At 71.8% G+C, this 17,353-nt stretch carries 16 protein-coding genes; 12 read left to right on the forward strand and 4 right to left on the reverse strand.

The window, feature by feature from the left end:
• Positions 1-5: 5 nt before the first annotated feature.
• From SALMUC_RS05005 to SALMUC_RS05020, 4 genes are read left to right on the forward strand one after another with little or no spacing between them, the layout of a single operon-like run.
• Positions 6-1,634, forward strand: a complete 1,629-nt coding sequence (locus tag SALMUC_RS05005; protein WP_020040861.1) for a GMC family oxidoreductase — start codon at positions 6-8, stop codon at positions 1,632-1,634.
• Positions 1,631-2,320: a carboxymuconolactone decarboxylase family protein gene (locus tag SALMUC_RS05010; protein ID WP_020040862.1), complete on the forward strand. Its 690-nt coding sequence runs from the start codon at positions 1,631-1,633 to the stop codon at positions 2,318-2,320. The genes SALMUC_RS05005 and SALMUC_RS05010 overlap by 4 nt, the downstream gene beginning before the upstream one ends.
• Positions 2,313-3,035 (forward strand): carboxymuconolactone decarboxylase family protein, encoded by a 723-nt coding sequence (locus tag SALMUC_RS05015; protein ID WP_020040863.1) that lies wholly within the window; start codon positions 2,313-2,315, stop codon positions 3,033-3,035. Before SALMUC_RS05010 ends, SALMUC_RS05015 begins: the two co-directional genes overlap by 8 nt.
• Positions 3,032-3,385: a nuclear transport factor 2 family protein gene (locus SALMUC_RS05020; RefSeq protein ID WP_020040864.1), complete on the forward strand. Its 354-nt coding sequence runs from the start codon at positions 3,032-3,034 to the stop codon at positions 3,383-3,385. The genes SALMUC_RS05015 and SALMUC_RS05020 overlap by 4 nt, the downstream gene beginning before the upstream one ends.
• 16 nt (positions 3,386-3,401) lie before the next feature.
• Here the strand turns inward: SALMUC_RS05020 and leuD are convergent, their stop codons facing one another.
• From leuD to SALMUC_RS05035, 3 genes are read right to left on the reverse strand one after another with little or no spacing between them, the layout of a single operon-like run.
• Positions 3,402-4,001, reverse strand: coding sequence for a 3-isopropylmalate dehydratase small subunit (leuD, locus tag SALMUC_RS05025; protein WP_020040865.1), 600 nt, complete (start codon positions 3,999-4,001; stop codon positions 3,402-3,404).
• Positions 4,001-5,398, reverse strand: a complete 1,398-nt coding sequence (leuC, locus tag SALMUC_RS05030) for a 3-isopropylmalate dehydratase large subunit (protein ID WP_020040866.1) — start codon at positions 5,396-5,398, stop codon at positions 4,001-4,003. The genes leuD and leuC overlap by 1 nt, the downstream gene beginning before the upstream one ends.
• On the reverse strand, positions 5,395-6,201 hold the full coding sequence (locus SALMUC_RS05035) for a GntR family transcriptional regulator (RefSeq protein ID WP_020040867.1): 807 nt from the start codon (positions 6,199-6,201) through the stop codon (positions 5,395-5,397). Before SALMUC_RS05035 ends, leuC begins: the two co-directional genes overlap by 4 nt.
• A 170-nt stretch (positions 6,202-6,371) precedes the next feature.
• Between SALMUC_RS05035 and SALMUC_RS05040 the strand changes: the two genes are divergently transcribed.
• The 5 genes from SALMUC_RS05040 to SALMUC_RS05060 all read left to right on the forward strand — a co-directional run bounded on the left by SALMUC_RS05040 (position 6,372) and on the right by SALMUC_RS05060 (position 12,413).
• On the forward strand, positions 6,372-8,123 hold the full coding sequence (locus SALMUC_RS05040) for a hydantoinase B/oxoprolinase family protein (protein ID WP_020040868.1): 1,752 nt from the start codon (positions 6,372-6,374) through the stop codon (positions 8,121-8,123).
• On the forward strand, positions 8,120-10,189 hold the full coding sequence (locus SALMUC_RS05045; protein ID WP_020040869.1) for a hydantoinase/oxoprolinase family protein: 2,070 nt from the start codon (positions 8,120-8,122) through the stop codon (positions 10,187-10,189). Before SALMUC_RS05040 ends, SALMUC_RS05045 begins: the two co-directional genes overlap by 4 nt.
• Positions 10,186-10,803 (forward strand): cysteine hydrolase family protein, encoded by a 618-nt coding sequence (locus tag SALMUC_RS05050; protein ID WP_020040870.1) that lies wholly within the window; start codon positions 10,186-10,188, stop codon positions 10,801-10,803. The genes SALMUC_RS05045 and SALMUC_RS05050 overlap by 4 nt, the downstream gene beginning before the upstream one ends.
• Complete coding sequence (locus SALMUC_RS05055) at positions 10,800-11,672, forward strand: isocitrate lyase/PEP mutase family protein (protein WP_020040871.1); 873 nt, start codon at positions 10,800-10,802, stop codon at positions 11,670-11,672. Before SALMUC_RS05050 ends, SALMUC_RS05055 begins: the two co-directional genes overlap by 4 nt.
• A 126-nt stretch (positions 11,673-11,798) precedes the next feature.
• Positions 11,799-12,413: a glutathione S-transferase family protein gene (locus SALMUC_RS05060; RefSeq protein WP_020040872.1), complete on the forward strand. Its 615-nt coding sequence runs from the start codon at positions 11,799-11,801 to the stop codon at positions 12,411-12,413.
• On the opposite strand, the gene arsB is transcribed toward SALMUC_RS05060, so the two are convergent.
• Positions 12,410-13,462, reverse strand: a complete 1,053-nt coding sequence (gene arsB, locus SALMUC_RS05065; protein ID WP_020040873.1) for an ACR3 family arsenite efflux transporter — start codon at positions 13,460-13,462, stop codon at positions 12,410-12,412. The genes SALMUC_RS05060 and arsB overlap by 4 nt on opposite strands.
• Before the next feature lie 214 nt (positions 13,463-13,676).
• Between arsB and SALMUC_RS05070 the strand changes: the two genes are divergently transcribed.
• The 3 genes from SALMUC_RS05070 (at position 13,677) to SALMUC_RS05080 (ending at position 17,336) form a co-directional block, all read left to right on the forward strand.
• Positions 13,677-13,973: a hypothetical protein gene (locus SALMUC_RS05070; RefSeq protein ID WP_020040874.1), complete on the forward strand. Its 297-nt coding sequence runs from the start codon at positions 13,677-13,679 to the stop codon at positions 13,971-13,973.
• A 122-nt stretch (positions 13,974-14,095) separates the two neighbouring features.
• Entirely contained in the window at positions 14,096-15,421 is a 1,326-nt protein-coding gene (locus SALMUC_RS05075) for an alpha/beta hydrolase (RefSeq protein ID WP_020040875.1), read from the forward strand.
• A 13-nt stretch (positions 15,422-15,434) separates the two neighbouring features.
• Positions 15,435-17,336: a DNA/RNA non-specific endonuclease gene (locus SALMUC_RS05080; protein WP_020040876.1), complete on the forward strand. Its 1,902-nt coding sequence runs from the start codon at positions 15,435-15,437 to the stop codon at positions 17,334-17,336.
• Positions 17,337-17,353: the final 17 nt, after the last annotated feature.

The raw sequence follows: 17,353 nt of genomic DNA on the forward strand, positions 1-17,353 counted from the left end.
CCGCCATGCCCACCCTCAACGCGGACGTGATCGTGATCGGCTCCGGCTCCGCCGGGGCCACCGCCGCCGGCCGGATCGCCATGCAGGGCGGCGCCCGCGTCATGGTGATCGAGGCCGGGGGGCGCGACTGGAACCCGCTCCTGCGCGTCCCGCTCATGACCGGCATCCTGCTGCGCAACCGCTACGCCAACTGGTTCTACCACACCGAGCCCGAGCCCAACCTCGGCAACCGCCGCATCTTCTGGCCGCGCGGCAAGGTGCTGGGCGGCTCCTCGGCGATCAACGGCATGGTCTGGACCCGGGGGCTGCCCTCGGACTACGACCACTGGGCGCAGATGGGCCTGCCCGACTGGTCCTGGGACAAGGTCCTGCGCAGCTACCGCGAGATCGAGGGCCACTGGGCCGGCGAGACCGAGGTGCACGGCGGCTCCGGCCCGCAGCGGCTCTCGACCTACGACGCGATCAACCCGCTCTCGCAGGCCTTCCTCGACGCGGGCCAGCAGGCCGGCCACGCGCGCACCAGTGATTTCAACGGCCCCGCGCCCGACGGGGTGGGCCGCTACGACTACACCATCTCCGGCGGCCGCCGGATGAGCGCCGCCAGCGCCTTCCTCGATCCCGCGAAGGAGGGCGGCAACCTGCAGGTGCTGACCGGCGCCCGCGTCCTGCGGATCGTCACCGAGCGCGGCCGCGCCACCGGCGTCGAGCTGGCCATCGGGCGCCGCCGCGTGACCGTCCACGCGGGCCACGAGATCATCCTCTCGGCGGGCACGGTGAACTCGCCGCAGATCCTCATGCTCTCGGGCATCGGCCCGGCCGACGCGCTGCGCGGGCACGGCATCGACGTGGTGGCCGACAGCCCCGGCGTCGGGCAGAACCTGCGCGACCACCTGCTCGTGCGCGTCGAATACGACTGCACGCAGCCCGTCACGCTGCACAACCTGCTGCGCGCCGACCGCGCCGGCATGGCGCTGCTCGAGGCGCTGGGGCGCGGCACCGGCCCCGCCGCGCGCTTCCCGCTCGAGGCAGGCGCCTTCCTGCGCAGCGACCCGGCCCTCGACGAGGCCGACCTGCAGGCGCATTTCCTGCCCGGCCGCTCCACCGCCGCCGTGCGCATGCCCTTCGGCGGCCAGCCCGACCGCGGCCACGGCTTCTTCGCCAACGTCTACCAGATGCGCCCCGACAGCACCGGCGAGATCGCCCTGCGCTCCGCCGATCCCTTCGACGCGCCCTCCATCCGGCCCAACTACCTCTCGGCCCCGCGCGACCTCGCGGTGCTGCGCTCGGGCGTCCGCCAGCTGCGCGAGATCTTCGCCCAGCCCGCCTTCGACGCCTTCCGCGGCGCCGAATGCGCCCCCGGGCCCGACCGCCAGACCGACGCCGAGCTCGACGCATGGATCCGGCAGGTCGCCGACACGGTCTTCCACCCCGTCGGCACATGCCGCATGGGCGCCGATCCGGCCTCGGTCGTCGACGGCCAGCTCCGCCTGCGCGGGATCGAGGGGCTGCGCGTGGCCGATGCCTCGGTCATGCCGACCATGCCCTCTTGCAACACCGGCGCGCCCTCGCAGATGATCGGCGCCAAGGCCGCCGACTTCGTCATCGCAGACCTCACGGGAAAGGCCGTCGCATGAACCTCGAGACTGACCTCGCAGACCTGAAGGCCAAGCGCGGCTACCTGCTGCCGCACCACGGCCTCCTGGCCATGACCGCGCCCAACCTGCTGGCGGGCTACGACGCGGCCTATACCGCGCTCGCGCTCGAGGACCGCGTGCTCTCGCACCACGACCGCGAATTCGTCTGGCTCGCCATCCTGATCGCCGCCGACGAGGCGCATGCCACGCATCACATCGCCAAGTTCCACGCCGCGCACGGCACCCCCGAGGAACTCGCCGCCGTGCTGCGCCTCACCGCCACCGTCTGCGGCTTCCGCGCCTTCCGCTTCACGCAGGAGCACTGGAAGACGCTGCTCCCCGAGGTCGACGTGCCCGCCGAATGGCGCCGCGCGGTGACCGCCGCGGGCGAGGGCGCGCCGCCCGACCTCGTCCAGATGGCGGCCTGCACCGTGCAGATCTGCATGGGCGACTGGGAGGGCCTGCGCTGGCAGCTGCGCGACGCCTACGCCGCCGGCGTCGACGAGATGGCCCTCTCCGAGGCGCTCTCGCTGACCATGTTCCCGGCCTCGGTGCCCTATTTCGTCACCACCGCGCAGATCTGGCGCGAGATGATCCGCGCCGGCGAGCTGGACGCGACCGAGCCCTTCCTCACCTGGGCGCATTTCCCGGGGCAGGGCGGTCACGGGGGCGGCCCCGATGACTGACCTGCGCGACCGCCTCGAGGCGCTCATGTCCGCGCGCGGCTTCCTGCTGCCGCACCACGGCGCCATGGCGGCGGGCGACCCGGCGCTGCACGAGGCCTATCTCGCCATGTATCGCGCGCTCACCGTCGATGAGCGCGCCCTCTCGCCGCTGGCCCGCGAATGCGCGTGGCTGACCCTGCTGGTCGTCGCCGAGGAGGCGATCGGCACGCACCACGTCTCGCTCTTCCTCGAACACGGCGGCACCGGCGCGCAGGCCGAGGCGCTGATATCCATGGCGGGTTTCGCCACCGGCCACGACGGGCTGCGCATGGCGCAGGGCGCCTGGGCCACGCTCCTGCCGGACCTCGACGCGCAGCGCGCCTACGACGACGGGCTCGCCGCGCTCAACGCGGGCCGGATCGACCCGCAGACACTCGAACTCGCCATGCTCTGCGCCCAGGCCGCGCGCGGCGCGCAGGCGTCGGTGCGCCATCACCTCGCCCGCGCCTACGCGCAGGCGATCCCCGAGCCGCAGATGCTCGAGGCGCTCAGCTACGTCATCTGGCCCGTCGGCGTGAACCGCTTCGTCGAGGCCTGCGAGACCTGGCACGCCCTCCTGCAATCCGGGGAGGTCACCCCCTCCGAGCCCTTCCGCACCTGGGCCGAGATGCCGGGGCAGGGGGCCTACGACGCTTCCGGCACAAGCCGTGTCGGCACCTTCGGAAAACGCAAATGACCCCGCGCACCACCGCACTCGCCTTCCTCGGCCACCTCGCCGAGGGCGCGCCCGACCGCGCCGCCGCACTGCTCGCCCCCGATGCCGTGATGACCTTCCCCGGCGGCGCCACCTTCCGCGACCTCGCGGAGCTCGCCGCCTGGTCCGCCCCGCGCTATGCCCGCATCGCCAAGCGGATCGAGCGCGCCGAGGAGAGCGCGGGCGCGGTCTACGTCAGCGGCACGCTCGAAGGCGCATGGCCCGACGGCACGCCCTTTTCCGGCATCCGCTTCATCGACCGCTTCGAGGTCGCGGACGGCCTGATCCTGCGGCAGGAGGTCTGGAACGACATGGCCGAACACCGTCCCTGAGGGCCGGTCGCCGCGCTCAGGCCGGCCAGGTCCAGGGCTGCGCCCGCTTCCGGGTCTCGGCGAACGCGCCGATCTCGCTGTCGTGCGCGAGCGTCAGGTCGATGTCGTCCCAGCCGTTCATCAGCTTCTGCCGCCACACGCGGTCCAGCGTGAAGCCGACCGCGCCGCCCGGCGCCGAGATCGTCCCGGCCTCGAGATCCACCCGCATCTCGCAGGGGCAGGCCGCCAGCAGCGTCTCGACCGCCTCGGCGTCCAGCTGCGCGGGCAGCAGCCCGTTGTTCACCGCGTTCGACGAGAAGATGTCCCCGAAGCTCGGCGCGATCACCACGCGGAAGCCCGCGTCGACCAGCGCATAGACCGCCGCCTCGCGCGACGAGCCCGCCCCGAAGTTGCGCCGCGTCACGAGGATGCGCGCCGCCTCCGCCCCGGGCGCGTTCAGCGGAAAGTCCGGATCGGGCTGGCCCTCCGCGTCGTGGCGCAGGTCGTGCAGCAGGAAGCCGCCATAGCCCTCCGAGCGCGGCGTCGACATGAAGCGCGCCGGGATCAGCTGGTCGGTATCCACATTCTCCAGCGGCAGGGCCACGGCGCGGCCCTCCTGAACGGTCCATCCCGGCATCAGCTGCGTCCCTCCAGCAGGGGCCGCGCGTCGGTGATCGTGCCCGTGACGGCGGCGGCGGCGGCCATCGCGGGGCTCATCAGGTGCGTGCGTGCGCCCTGTCCCTGCCGGCCGCGGAAATTGCGGTTCGTGGTCGAGGCGCAGCGCTTGCCGCTTTCCACCAGGTCGCCGTTCATGCCCACGCACATCGAACAGCCCGAGGCGACCCAGTCGAGGCCCGCCTCGGCAAAGATCCGGTCCAGCCCCTCCTGCTCGGCCTGCGCCTTCACCGCCGAGGACCCGGGCGAGATCATGCCCGGCACCACCGCCCGGCGCCCCTTGAGCACGGCGGCCGCGCTGCGCAGGTCCTCGATCCGGCCGTTTGTGCAGGACCCGATGAAGATCTGGTCCACCGGCGTGCCCGCCAGCGGCCGCCCCGCGCCCAGCCCCATGTAGTCGAGCGAGGCCGAGATCCGCCGCGCCTCCGCCTCTGTCTCTGCCCGCGCCGGGTCGGGCAGGGTGGCCGTCACCGGCAGCGCCTCTTCGGGCGAGGTGCCCCATGTCACGATGGGCGCGATCTCCGAGGCATCGAGCACCGCCTCGCGGTCGTATTCGGCATCCGCGTCCGGCGCGAGCGCCAGGAAGGCCTCGCAGGCGCGCTCCCACAGCGCCCCCTCGGGCGCGAAGGGCCGCCCCGCGATCCACTCCAGCGTCACCGCGTCGGGCGGCACCATGCCGCTGCGCGCGCCGCCCTCGATCGAGAGGTTGCACAGCGTCAGCCGTCCCTCGACGCTCAGGTCGCGCACCGCGCTGCCGGCATATTCGATCGCATGCCCGCGCGCCCCGTCGGCGCCCAGCGTCGAGATCCAGTTGAGCGCGATGTCCTTGGCGCCCACGCCCGGATGCAGCGCCCCCTCGACCCGCAGCCGCATGCGTTTGGGCTTCTTCTGCCAGATCGTCTGCGTCGCCAGCACATGCGCCACCTCGGTCGCGCCGATGCCGAAGGCATAGGCGCCAAGCGCGCCATGCGTCGCGGTGTGGCTGTCGCCGCAGACCACCAGCAGGCCCGGCAGCGTCAGCCCCTGTTCCGGCCCCGCAACGTGCACGATCCCCTGCCGCGGGTCCTTCACGCCGAAGAGCTCGATCCCGTGCCGCTCCGCGTTCCCGGTCAGCGTCGCGATCATCCGCGCGATGTCGGCACTGCGCGGCGCGCCCCGCGTCGGCACGTAGTGATCCGCCACCCCGAAGGTCAGCTCGGGATGCCGCACCCCCATGTCGCGCTCGGCGATCTTGGCGAAGGCATGGTGCGAGCCCTCGTGCACGAAGTGCCGGTCCACCCAGAGCAGCGAGGTCCCGTCCTCGCGGCGCAGGATCTCGTGGTCGTCCCAGAGCTTGTCGAGCGTCGTGCGCCCGCTCATTGCGCCGCCCGCTGCGCCGCGCCGGTCAGCACCGGCTCCCAGTGGCGGTCGTCGCCGCCGCCCACGCGGTTCAGCGTCAGCTCCAGCTGGAAGCGGTCCGGCCGGTAGAGCGCCGAGAGATACTCGATCCCCGCGCCGTCGGTGTCGTAGACCACCCGCATGAGCGAGATCAGCGCCGCGCCCACCGTGGTCTCCAGCGCCTCGGCGGTCTCGGGCGTCGCCAGCACGGCCGAAACGGTCTGCCGCGCGTGGTCGATGTGCACGCCGCGCCGCTCCAGCAGCCGGAACAGCGGCGTGCTCGCGAGATCGGCCTCGGAATAGCTCTGCGCGATGCGCTCGGGGACATAGGTGGTGAGGTGCGAAAAGGCCTTGTCGCTGGCAAGGCGCAGGCGCACCGCGCGCTGCACCCGCTCGCCCGCCTGCAGGTTCAGCGCCTCCGAGACCGGCGGCGGCGGCGCGACATAGGCAAAGGACAGCAGCCGCGCGGTGGTCTCGTCGGCCATGCGCTGCAGCTGCGGCATCAGCGTCGCGAAATCGGCCTTGAGCTGCACCGGCGTCGAGCTGGGCTGCCTTACAACCGTGCCACTGCCCGCGCGCCGCTCGACCAGCCCGTCGCCCACCAGCGCATCCAGCGCCCGCCGGATCGTCACGCGCGAGACGCCATGCGTCTCCGCCAGCTTCAGCTCGCCCGGCAGCGCCTGGCCGGGGGCATGGGTGCCGCCCATGATCTCGTCCCGCAGAAGCAGGTAGATGCGGCGGGCCTTGCCGCCCTCGGGTGCCGTTGCGCCGTTGTGTACCGTCATGACCACTGCCTCCTCCGAACTGGCGCCCCACCTAGGCGCCCTGACCACATCATGCAACTGTTCTGTATTTTTGCCACCAGTAAATATCCCGGGTTGAAAGCCAAAAATTTGTATTTTAAAAAATACAGGATGCCGGTAGGCTGATCAACAGAAATCAGGGAGTCGCGTGGATGAGCAACGCCGGAACGGCCCAGACGGTCCCGGATACCGGGGCACAGGACCCGGCAGGGGACCGGGGCATCGACCCGATCACGCTGGCGATTCTCGCCGGCCGGATGGAACAGATCGCGGACGAGATGGACGCCACGCTCTTCCGCTCGGCCTTCAACCCGATCATCGCCGAGGCCCATGACGCCAGCCACGGCATCTACCACCCGCAGACCGGCGAGACGATGGTGCAGGGCAAGAACGGCCTGCCGATCTTCGTGGGCGTCATGGCCTTTGCCGTGAAGGCGGTCATCGACAAGGCGGCCGAACAGGGCGGTCCGAAGGACGGCGACGTCTGGATCTTCAACGACGCCCACATCGGCGGCACGCACCTGTCGGACATGCGCCTCGTGCGGCCCTACTTCCGCAACGGCGAGCTCTTCTGCTGGCTGGCCTCCGTCGGCCACTGGCACGACGTCGGCGGCGCGGTGCCCGGCAACTACAATCCCGCCGCGACCGAGGTCTTCCAGGAGGCGGTCGTGCTGCCCCCGGTGAAATTCGTCTCCGAGGGCGAGCTGCGGACCGACATCCTCGACATCATCCTGCGCAACACCCGCCTGCCGCAGTCGGCCGAGGGCGACGTCAACGGCCAGCTCGGCGCGCTGGATCTCGGGATCAAGCGCATGGATGCGCTGCTCGACGAATACGGCGGCGCGACCGTGACCGGGGCGCTCGCGGCGCTCTCGGCACGCGCCGAGACGCTCATGCGCAAGGAGGTCGACGCGCTGCCCGACGGCCGGTGGGAGGCCGAGGACTTCCTCGACAACGACGGCATCACCGACGCGCCGCTGCCGATCCGGGTTGCGCTCGAGATCCGGGGCGACCGGCTCAGCCTCGACTTCACCGGCTCCGCGCCGCAGGTGGCAGGGCCCATCAACATCGCGCTGCCCACCTCGATCGCCTGCGTCTACGTGGCAATCAAGCACATCTTCCCCGCGCTCCCGGCCAACGCCGGCGTCATGCGCCCCATCGACATCACGGTGCCCGAGCACTCGCTCCTCTCGGCCGAGTTTCCCGCCCCCACCGGCGGCTACACCGAGACCATCCTGCGCATGATCGACGTGATCTTCTCGGCCGCCTCGCAGGCCGCCCCGGACCGCGTGGTCGCCAATGCCTACGGCACGATCAACGCGCTCTCCATCGCGGGCAGGAAGTCGAACGGCCAGCGCTGGGTGATGTTCAGCTTCTACGGCGGCGGCCACGGCGGCACGCCCGAGGGCAACGGCCTCAACCACGGCTCCGCGCCCATCTCGATGGCGACCATCCCGCCGGTCGAGATCCTCGAGGCGGCCTACCCGGTGGCCTTCCGCCAGTGGGCCCTGCGCGAGGGCTCGGCCGGTCCCGGCATGCACCGCGGCGGGCTCGGCGCGGTCTACGAGATCGAGGTGCTGGAAGAGAACGGCGCCGAGGCCTTCTTCTTCGGCGAGCGGGGCAAGTTCCCGCCCAAGGGCGTCAACGGCGGCGGCGACGCGGCCGTGAACCGCTTCGACTACGAACAGGACGACGGCTGGCACCAGCCGCCGATGACCTCGAAGATGCGCGGCATCACGTTGCGGCAGGGCCAGAAGGTCCGCTTGCAGAGCCCCGGCGGCGGCGGCTACGGGCCCGCCGCGGACCGGCCCGCGCCCGAGGTCGCCCGCGACGTGGCGCTCGGATACCTCTCGGCGGAACAGGCCGACCAGCAATACGGAACCGCCTGGAGGAAGAACGCATGAGCCTCGGCAGCATCATCGGGGTCGACGTCGGCGGCACCTTCACCGACGTCTTCTCGCTCGACCTGACCACAGGCGAGACCGGCGTCGCCAAGGTCCCCACGACCCGGCCCGACCAGTCCGGCGGCTTCCTCGACGGCATCCGCGCGGCGCAGCCCGACATGGGCCACATCCGCTCGCTCGTGCACGGCACCACCGCCGGCACCAACGCGCTGCTCGAGCGCAAGGGCGCCATGACCGGCGTCATCACCACCACCGGCTTCCGCGACGTGCTCGAGATGCGCCGCCGCGACCGGCCCCGCACCTGGGGCCTGCGCGGCGACTTCCTGCCCGTCGTGCCGCGCGACCTGCGCATGGAGGTGCCCGAGCGGGTGCTCTCCGACGGCACCGTCGAGCAGGCGGTCGATCTCGACGCCGTGCGCGCCGCCGCCGCCGCCCTGCGCGACAAGGGCTGCGAGGCCGTCGTCGTGCTCTTCGTCAACGCCTATGCCAACCCCGCCAACGAGCAGGCCGCCGTCGCCGCCCTGCGCGAGGTCTGGCCGAACCCGCACGTCGCGGGATCGTCCGAGATCCTGCCCGAGATCCGCGAGTTCGAGCGGTTCTCGACCACCGCGCTCAACGGCTACCTGCAGCCCGAGGTGGCGGGCTACCTCGCCCGGCTGGAAACCGCGCTCAAGGGCGGAGGCTTCGGCGGCGAGTTCATGATCGTGCAGTCCAACGGCGGCGTCATGTCGGTCGAGACCGCCTGCCAGCGCCCCGTGCGCACCGCGCTCTCCGGCCCCTCGGCGGGGGTGATCGCGGCGGGCTACATCGCCGAGACGGCGGGCTACGCCAACCTCATCACCGGCGACATGGGCGGCACCAGCTTCGACGTGTCGATGATCGTGGACGGCGAGACCGTGGTCTCGCCCCAGACCTCCATCGACTTCGGCATGGTCGTGCGCACGCCCATGATCGAGATCGCCACCATCGGCGCGGGCGGCGGCTCCATCGCCTCGGTCGATGCCGGCGGGCTGCTGACCATCGGGCCGGAAAGCGCGGGCTCGAACCCCGGGCCCGTCGCCTACGGCCGCGGCAACACCCGGCCCACCGTCACCGACGCCAACATCGTGCTGGGCCGCATCGACGCGACCCGCCCGCTGGGCAAGGGTCTCGGCACGCTCGACCTCGAGGCCGCCAAGGCCGCCATCGACGAACACGTGGCAAAGCCCCTCGGCCTCGGCGTCATGGAGGCGGCCGAGGCCATCGTGCGCGTCGCCAACTCGCGCATGGCCGGGGCCATCCGCCTCGTCAGCATCGAGCGCGGCCACGACCCGGCCAAGTTCGCCTACATGCCCTTCGGCGGCGGCGGCGCGCTGCACACCGGCGCGATGATCGACGAGGTCGGCATCGGCCGCGCCCTGATCCCGCGCTTCCCCGGCGTGACCTCCGCGATGGGCTGCGTCATCGCCGACATGCGGCAGGACTTCGTGCAGACGCTGAACGCCACCCTCGACGGGCTCGACCTCGAGGCGCTCACCGGCTTCATGCAGCAGCACCACGACGACGGGCAGGCGGTGCTCGACGGCGCCGGCTCGGAGTTCGCCGCCCGCGAGACCCGCTTCGAGCTCGACATGGCCTATGTCGGCCAGACCCACACCGTCTCGGTGCCGATCCCCGTCACCGTCGGGAACGGCACCGTCACCGCCCCCACGCGCGAGGCCGTCCGCAGCGCCTTCGAGACCGCCTACCACGGTCTCTACGGCCGCCTGCTGAAGTCGGGCGTCCGGGTGCTGAACCTGCGCTCGACCGTCATCGGCACGCGCCCCAAGTTCGACCTCTCGCGCCTCGCACCGCCCGCCGACGCCACCGAGGAGGCCGCCGCGCGCGGCACCCGGCCGGTCTTCGTGCGCGGCGCGTGGCAGGAGGCCCGCGTGCTGGCGCGCCTCGACCTGCCGGTCGGCGCCCGCGTCGAGGGCCCCGCGGTGCTGGAACAACCCGACGCCACGATCTTCGTGGAGCCCTGGCTCGTCGCCATCGTCGACCCCTACGGAAACGTCCTTATCGAAAGAAAGGAAGGCCAGGCATGAGCGGAGGCCCCATCGACCCGGCGAAGACCGCGCTGGTGACCATCGACCTCACCAACGATTTCCTCCACCCCGAGGGCGCCTACGGGCGCGCGGGGCAGGGCACGCCCGAGCTCGCGGCGCTGCCCCTGCGCGTGGCCCCGATCCTGCCCGCGCTGCGCGCCCGGGGCGGGCTCTTCGCCTCGGTGCAGTTCACCATCGAGCACGTGCGCGGCCGGCCCTTCCTCGTCTCGCCGCACCTGCACGAGCTGCGCCCCTTCCTCGCCGAGGGCGACTTCGCCCCGGACAGCTGGGGCAACAAGGTGGTCGAGACCCTCTCGCCGCCCGACGTCGAGATCGAGAAGGTCGCCTATTCCGCCTTCTACCAGACCCGCATGGAGCACGTCATGAACGCGCTCGGCATCGACACCCTCGTCGTCGCGGGCATCGTCACCAACGGCGGCGTCGCCTCGACGGTGCGCGACGCGCATATGCGCGGCTACCGCATCATCCTGCTGACCGACGGCTGCGGGGCCTTCCGCACGGATGTCCACGACGCGACGCTGATCGCGCTCGGCTCGGTGTCCGAGCAGGAGACCTGCGCCGATTTCCTTGCCCGACCGGAGCTGACCGCATGAGTGTCCAGAGCCTGAGCGCGCTTCTGCACGCGCCCGAGATCCTCCTCGCCCCCGGCGTCTACGACGCGCTGACCGCCTCCATCGCCGAGAAGGCCGGCTTCCGCGCCGTCTACCTCTCCGGCGCCGCGCTGGCCTACACCCGGCTGGGGCTGCCCGACATCGGCCTGACCACGATGACCGAGATGGCCGACACGCTGGCGCTCATCCGCGACCGGATCGAGCTGCCCATCGTGATCGACGCCGACACCGGCTTCGGCAACGCGCTCAACGCGCAGCGCACCATGCGCATCTACGAGCGCGCCGGCGCCTCGGCGCTCCAGATCGAGGACCAGACCTTCCCCAAGCGCTGCGGCCACCTCTCCGACAAGTCGCTGATCCCCGCCGAGGAGATGTGCGGCAAGATCCGGGCCATGGCCGATGCCCGCGCCTCCGAGGAGACGCTCATCATCGGGCGCACCGACGCCATCGCCGTCGAGGGCTTCGAGGCCGCGATGGACCGCGGCGAGGCCTATATCGAGGCCGGCGCCGACGCGCTCTTCATCGAGGCCCCCCGCAGCATCGAGGAGCTGCGCCTCGTGGGCGAACGGCTCGGCCGCCGCGTGCCCCTCATGGCCAACATGGTCGAGGGCGGCGCGACCCCGATGGTCATGCCCCCGGACCTGCAGGCGCTGGGCTTCTCGATGGTGATCTTCCCCGGTGGCATCGTCCGCGCGCTCGCCCGCACCGCCGAGGAATACTACGCCAGCCTCATGGCCAGCGGCTCCAACCAGGCCTTCAGCGAACGCATGTTCGACTTCGGCGGCCTCAACGACCGTCTCGGCACCACCGGGCTGATCGAGACCGGCCAGCGCTACGCCGTAGGCGAGTGAGACTGCCCACGGCCGGGGCCATCCGCCCCGGTCCCGGGCGCCCCGGCGCCCGTTCCGCGCGATAGGGTTTGACACCGCCGCGCCCCTCGGCACTCTGACCGGGTGCAACAACAGGGGCCCCCGCGCGTGACACAGCTGCATCTCTACGGCCACCCGGACTCGGGCCATGCCTGCAAGGTCGCGCTGGCGCTCTCGCTGGCCGGGCTCGACCACGGCGTCACCTTCGTCGACATCCACGCCCCGCCCGAGACGCGCCCGACCGACTTCCTCGACGCCAGCCCCTTCGCCGAGGTGCCGCTCCTGCTGATCGACGGCACGCCGGTCTTCCAGTCCGGCGCCATCCTGCTCGAGATCGCGCAGCGCTTCGGCGTGCTCGGCGGCGAAAGCCCCGAGGGCCTGCGCCTCGGCCGCGAGATCCTGATGTGGGAGGCCAACCGCATCGGCATGTGCCTGCCGCAGCTCAAGGCAGCCCGTCTCGACGGCGGCGAGGGCCTGCCCGCCGACGTCATCTGCTGGCTCCGCGTGCGGCTCGAGACCGACTGCGCCAACTTCGCCCGCCTGCTGGGCGAGGGGCCCTTCCTGCACGGCGCCGCGCCCGGCATCGGCGACTGCGCCGTCTGGGGCTACGCCCAGTGGCTCGACGAGGCCGGCGTCACGCCCACCGCGCCGCTGGAACGCTGGATCGACGCCATGCGCGGCCTCGACGGCATGAAGACCCCCGCCGCCTTCTTCCCGGCCTAGCCGCGCGGCGCCGGCCGCTCCGCCGCGCCGGAGGCGTCGCCCGGCGCAAAGCGCGCCCGCGTGCGGTTGGCGAAGGCCACGAGGCTCAGCATCACCGGCACCTCCACCAGCACGCCCACCACCGTCGCCAGCGCCGCGCCCGACTCCAGCCCGAACAGGCTGATCGCCACGGCCACGGCCAGCTCGAAGAAGTTCGAGGTGCCGATCAGCGCGCAGGGCGCCGCGATGCGGTGCGGTACACGCAGCGCGAAGGCCGCCGCGTAGGCCAGCGCGAAGATCCCGTAGCTCTGGATCAGGATCGGCACCGCGATCAGCGCGATCACCCCCGGCCGCGCCAGGATCGTCTCGCCCTGCAGCCCGAAGAGGATCAGCACCGTCGCCACCAGCCCGACCATCGACCAGGGCTTGGCCCGCGCCGAGAAGGCCTCGATCGCCGCGTCGCTGCCCAGCCTGCGCCGCGTCAGCAGCCCCGCCGCCAGCGGCAGCACGACGTAGAGCACGGTCGCCAGCACCAGCGTCTGCCAGGGCACCGAGATGTCGGTCACGCCCAGCAGGAAGGCCACGATCGGCGCGAAGGCCACCACCATGATGAGATCGTTCACCGAGACCTGCACCAGCGTGTAGGTCGGATCGCCCTTGGTCAGCTGCGACCAGACAAAGACCATCGCCGTGCAGGGCGCCGCCCCCAGCAGGATCAGCCCCGCGATGTACTGCGTCGCATCCTCCGGCGCGATCCAGGGCGCAAAGACATGCTGGAAGAACAGCACCGCCAGCGCCGCCATGGTGAAGGGCTTGATCAGCCAGTTGACCGCCAGCGTCACCAGCAGCCCGCGCGGCTGCCGCGCGATCCCCGAGACCGCGCCGAAATCCACGCCCACCATCATCGGGTAGACCATGGCCCAGATCAGCACCGCCACGACGAGGTTGATCGAGGCCACCTCGGCCGAGGCCACCGCCGAGACCAGCCCCGGCGCGGCGCTGCCCAGCAGCACGCCCCCGATCATCGCCAGCGCGATCCAGAGGCTGAGAAAACGTTCGAAGACGGGCATGGCCGGTCCCTCCATTACGGGCGCCGAAGGCATCGGCCCGGACCTTGGACAAGCCCGGCCCCGAGGGCAAGGCGCATGTCGCCGCGCCCCCCGCGCGGTCCGGGGACGGGGTGCGAAGCGGTGCCGCGAATGTCGACAAGTCTAATCCTGAAGGTCCGGTTCATCTCCGAGCGGGCAGGGTGCCCGCGTCACATCTCGCGCAAGGAGCCTCACGATGACCCCGATCCGCCTTCTCCTCGCCGCCGCCGCGCTCTCGCTGGCCGCGCCCGCCACGGCCGGCCCCACCGTCTTCGCAAGCGAGCGCGGCATCGGCGCCAGTGCCGCGCACCCCCATCCCGGCCCGGATTACACCGGCCGCTACTACACCACGCCCGGCGGCTGCTCCTACAGCCGCGCGCAGGTGCCCGGCTACCACCCGACATGGCACCTCGTGCTGAACGGCGGCGGATACGGCCTCACCGACGCGGGCCGCCGCTGCCCCGTCATGCTTGGCGATTACCGCCGCATGTAGCGCCCCGGACCCCTGAAAGACGGCCCCGATCCCCGCCCACGCCAAGCTGGACGGAGAACGGGACCTGTGGCACTCTCGACAAAGTTGTAGATTTCATTCCATTGAACATCAGGACATTTGTCATGTCGCTCACGGCCGTCTTCGTCCCCGGCATCATGGGGACCGAACTCAAGCTTCCCGACGGCGAGGTGGTCTGGCCGCCCCGCGTCACCGAGACCGTCTTCGGATACCACCGCCTCGACAAGCTGCAGCACCCCGACCTGCGCCCGACCGAGGTCATCCGCAACGTCAGCTGCGTCGCCTTCTACAGCCCCATCCTGTCGCTCTTCGCCCAGCTGGGCTTCGCCTCCGCCGGCAACCGCCGGCTGCTCGAATTTCCCTACGACTGGCGGCAGGACCTCTTCGACCTTGCCGACGAGCTGGCCGACCGCCTCGACGAGCTCGACACCGACGAGATCGTCCTCGTCGCGCACTCGATGGGCGGGCTCATCTCGCGGCTGGTGCTGGAATCGGGCATCTTCGACCACCGCCCCTTCTTCTCGCGCGTCAGCCAGTTCATCGCGCTCGCCACGCCGCACAACGGCGCGCCGCTGGCGCTCGCCCGCGTGCTGGGCCTCGACAAGGCGCTGGGCATCAGCGCCGCCGACTTCCGCACCCTGGCCGAGAACGAAGCCTATCCCTCGGGCTACCAGCTCCTGCCCGCCCCGGGCGAGGACGCCTGCTGGGACACCGCGCAGGGCGCCGCGCTCGCGCCGCTCGACTTCTACGACCCGCAGGTCGCGCTCGGCCTCGGCATGAACCCCGCGCTCGTCGCCCGCGCCAAGGCCGTGCACGACGCGCTGAACGCCGGCAGCCCGCCCGATCACGTGCGCTACTTCTACGTCAGTGGCGCGGGCCACAAGACGGTCACCCGCGTCAACATCAACGCGGGCGTCGCCCATGTCGTGCAGACCCCCGACGCCGGCGACGGCACCGTGCCGCTCTGGTCGCAGCTCCCCCGGGCCGAGCAGAAGCACGTCGTCATCAACGAACACGCCAACGTCTTCCGGGGCCTGCCCTTCAAGCGCGTCTTCGTCCGCCTGCTGGGCGGCGACGCGGGCGAGCCGCTGGAGGCGCTCGAGGCGATGGAGGCCGAGGCCGCCGCCACCAACCCGCTGCAGCTCGCCATCGGCACCGCCGTCGTCCCCGAGGGCGACGCGATCGAGGTCGTCGCCTCCTCCGAGACGCCGATCACCGATCTCGACGGCCGGCTCGTCTTCGACCGCATCACCGAGGCCGACCGCACCGAGGACGAGGCCGTGCACACCCAGCCCCTGCGCTACGCCGGCCCCGGCGTGCAGAGCCTCGCCATGACGCTGACCCCGCCGCTGCCCCCCGGCTTCTACGAGTTGCGCTTCGAGGGCGACCGCCCGCAGACCGACCGCGTGATCTTCGCCGTCTCGCGCTAGGGGAGGGACCCGCATGAGCAGCCGCCAGATCGACGAGGTCCGCCGCCACAGCAAGGCCTTCGCCGAGATCGCCGACAAGGCCCTCGCACGCCGCATGAACACCGCCGCCGCCGGCGCCCCCGAGGCCCGCCGCGCGCTGGTCGAGAACGAGGCGCTCGAGGGCATGGGCGCCCCGCCCGAGGCCTGGGAGGCGCAGTCCGTGGCCGAGGCCATCGTTCTGGCCGAGCTGCGCCCGGTCTACTTCGTCATGGAAGACGGCATCGACCTCGACACCGACGTCGCGGGCGAACCCGAGCTGGTCCAGATGGTGCGCGACAACAAGCCCGGGCTGGAGACGCTCTGCGCCTCGGTCGGCCGCGTCGATCTCATCAACCACTGGACGCTGCCCTACGGCGGCACCGGCTTTCTCATCGACGAGGACCTCGCGGTCACCAACCGCCACGTCGCCCGCCTCTTCGCCGAGGCGATCTGGAACGGCTTCCGCTTCAAGCGCGGCCGCTTCGGCCAGAACATGGAGGCGCGGCTCGACTACATGCAGCTGCACCGGTCCTCGGCCACCCGCCGCGCCGAGGTCGAGGAGGTGCTCTACATCGCGCAGGACCACGAGCCCGACTTCGCCCTCCTGCGCGTGCGCAGGCGTGACGAGGTCGCCCCCCTCACGCTCGGCGCCACGGCGGTGCAGGAGGGGCATCCCGTGGCCGTCGTCGGCTACCCGGCCGAGGATGGCGACCGCAACGAGAAGGACCTCATGGACCGCTACTTCGGCGGCGTCTACCAGGTGAAGCGCTTCGCCCCGGGCTTCGTCACCGGCCGCGACGACAACCGCGTCGTGCTCACCTCCGACTACACCTCGCTCGGCGGCAATTCCGGCTCGCCGGTCATCTCGCTCGACACCGGCGAGGTGGTCGCGCTGCACTTCGCCGGCCGCTTCAAGGAGAACAACTTCGCCGTCACCTCCGACGTGCTCGCCGCCGCCCGGCGCGAGGTCGGCGGCCAGATCGCCGTCCCCGAGATGCCCCCCGCGACCGTGGAGACGCCCGCCGCCGACCTCTCGGGCCGCCCCGGCTACGACGCCGATTTCCTCGGCACCGGCGCGCTCTCGGTGCCGCTGCCGCGTCTTGGCGCCTGGGCGGGCGATGCCGCGCCCGTGGCAGGAACGGATGACAAGATCCTGAGATACCGCAACTTTTCGGTGGTCCAGTCCTCCTCGCGGCGGCTTCCGCTGCTCACGGCGGTCAACATCGACGGCGCGCAGTCCAGGCGCCTCAAGCGGCGCGGCGGCTGGCGCCTCGACGGCCGCCTCGCGCCTGAGCACCAGGTCGGCAACCAGCTCTACAGCGCCAACCCGCTCGACCGTGGCCACATGGTCCGCCGCCGCGATCCCGGCTGGGGCGACCACGCCGAGGAGGCCGAGCGCGACACCTTCCACTACACCAACTGCGCCCCCCAGCACCGCGACCTCAACCAGCGCGACTGGCTGGGGCTCGAGGACTACATCCTCGAGGCCGCCGAGACCCGCGATTTCCGCGTCACCGTCTTCACCGGCCCGGTCTTCCGCGGCACCGACACCCGCCTGCGCGACCAGCCCGGCGCCGCCGAGGTCGCCATCCCCGAGGAGTTCTGGAAGGTCGCCGTCATCCTCGACGCCGCCACCGGGGCGCTCTCGGCCACGGGCTACGTCCTGTCGCACGGGCCGATGATCCGCGACCTCGTGGAAAGCCCCTTCGTCTTCGGCAGCTACCGCACCTACCAGGTGCAGGTGGCCCGCATCGAGGCCGAGACCGGCCTCGGCTTCGGCGCGCTGCCCGACCACGACCCGCTGGGTGCCGAGCTCTCCGCCGAGGCGCCCTTCGCGCAGGTCGCGCGCGAGATCGACGGCCCGGGCAGCCTGCTGCTCGCGCGCGGACCCGCCTGACCACGACGAAAGGCCCG

The sequence above is a fragment of the Salipiger mucosus DSM 16094 genome (assembly GCF_000442255.1).
In the GTDB taxonomy this organism is placed as follows: Bacteria; Pseudomonadota; Alphaproteobacteria; order Rhodobacterales; family Rhodobacteraceae; genus Salipiger; species Salipiger mucosus.

Bases quoted from the DNA above. Each gene is read 5' to 3' on its own strand.
- SALMUC_RS05005 (WP_020040861.1), top strand. From the start codon at position 6: ATGCCCACCCTCAACGCGGACGTGATCGTGATCGGCTCCGGCTCCGCC.
- SALMUC_RS05010 (WP_020040862.1), top strand. From the start codon at position 1,631: ATGAACCTCGAGACTGACCTCGCAGACCTGAAGGCCAAGCGCGGCTAC.
- SALMUC_RS05015 (WP_020040863.1), top strand. From the start codon at position 2,313: ATGACTGACCTGCGCGACCGCCTCGAGGCGCTCATGTCCGCGCGCGGC.
- SALMUC_RS05020 (WP_020040864.1), top strand. From the start codon at position 3,032: ATGACCCCGCGCACCACCGCACTCGCCTTCCTCGGCCACCTCGCCGAG.
- leuD (WP_020040865.1), bottom strand. From the start codon at position 4,001: ATGCCGGGATGGACCGTTCAGGAGGGCCGCGCCGTGGCCCTGCCGCTG.
- leuC (WP_020040866.1), bottom strand. From the start codon at position 5,398: ATGAGCGGGCGCACGACGCTCGACAAGCTCTGGGACGACCACGAGATC.
- SALMUC_RS05035 (WP_020040867.1), bottom strand. From the start codon at position 6,201: ATGACGGTACACAACGGCGCAACGGCACCCGAGGGCGGCAAGGCCCGC.
- SALMUC_RS05040 (WP_020040868.1), top strand. From the start codon at position 6,372: ATGAGCAACGCCGGAACGGCCCAGACGGTCCCGGATACCGGGGCACAG.
- SALMUC_RS05045 (WP_020040869.1), top strand. From the start codon at position 8,120: ATGAGCCTCGGCAGCATCATCGGGGTCGACGTCGGCGGCACCTTCACC.
- SALMUC_RS05050 (WP_020040870.1), top strand. From the start codon at position 10,186: ATGAGCGGAGGCCCCATCGACCCGGCGAAGACCGCGCTGGTGACCATC.
- SALMUC_RS05055 (WP_020040871.1), top strand. From the start codon at position 10,800: ATGAGTGTCCAGAGCCTGAGCGCGCTTCTGCACGCGCCCGAGATCCTC.
- arsB (WP_020040873.1), bottom strand. From the start codon at position 13,462: ATGCCCGTCTTCGAACGTTTTCTCAGCCTCTGGATCGCGCTGGCGATG.
- SALMUC_RS05070 (WP_020040874.1), top strand. From the start codon at position 13,677: ATGACCCCGATCCGCCTTCTCCTCGCCGCCGCCGCGCTCTCGCTGGCC.
- SALMUC_RS05075 (WP_020040875.1), top strand. From the start codon at position 14,096: ATGTCGCTCACGGCCGTCTTCGTCCCCGGCATCATGGGGACCGAACTC.
- SALMUC_RS05080 (WP_020040876.1), top strand. From the start codon at position 15,435: ATGAGCAGCCGCCAGATCGACGAGGTCCGCCGCCACAGCAAGGCCTTC.